Source organism: Microbispora sp. H10885, assembly GCF_014161415.1.
Classification (GTDB): Bacteria; Actinomycetota; Actinomycetes; order Streptosporangiales; family Streptosporangiaceae; genus Microbispora; species Microbispora triticiradicis.
This window is the reverse complement of sequence record NZ_JABBWY010000040.1, coordinates 1-597: the sequence shown is the minus strand read 5'-3', so window position 1 is coordinate 597 and position 597 is coordinate 1. Positions and strand designations below refer to the sequence as shown.

Genomic DNA, 597 nt, shown 5'->3' with positions numbered 1-597 from the left:
GCGGCGACGTCGACGGGGGTGCGCAGGGCGAGGTCGGCGTTGACCTTGGAGGTGCCGATCTCGGTGGCGGAGTCGGCGGTGGAGACGAGGAGTTCCTGGCCCTTGAGACCGACGGTGGGGGCGCCGGAGCCGTCGGACACGACGGAGGAGACCGGCTCGCCGGCGGCGACGGCGCCGGTGGTGGTGTCGGACAGCAGGCGGGGCTTCCAGCCGAGGTATTCGGGGCCGATGGGGGCGGTGCCGGTGGCGGTGGCGGTGAAGGCGCTGGCCTGGCCGACCACGGCCCAGAATTCGCCGTCGGGGATCTCGGCGGGCGTGCGGGTGTCGGTGACGGTGACGGTGGGCAGGGTGCCGACGAACTGGCGGGCGGCGGCGTCGGAGCCGTTCTCCTGGAGGGAGACGCCGTTGTTGTCGGCGACGGTCATGGAGATCTGGCCGGGGGTGGTGGTGGGGGTGATGGTGACCGAGACGTCGATGCCGGCGCCGGGGTCGTCGGCGAGGGCGGGGGAGACGCCGATGCCGGTGAGGGTGAGGCCGAGCACGGAGGCGGCCAGTATCTGGGTGGTGCGGGTCATTCGCATGGGGTGATCACTCCGA

1 protein-coding gene is annotated in these 597 nt (G+C 72.9%); it reads right to left on the bottom strand.

The window, feature by feature from the left end:
- A partial coding sequence (locus HHX37_RS35395) for a hypothetical protein (protein WP_182888180.1) occupies nucleotides 1-581 on the bottom strand: 581 nt, incomplete at its 3' end.
- Nucleotides 582-597 lie beyond the last annotated feature (16 nt).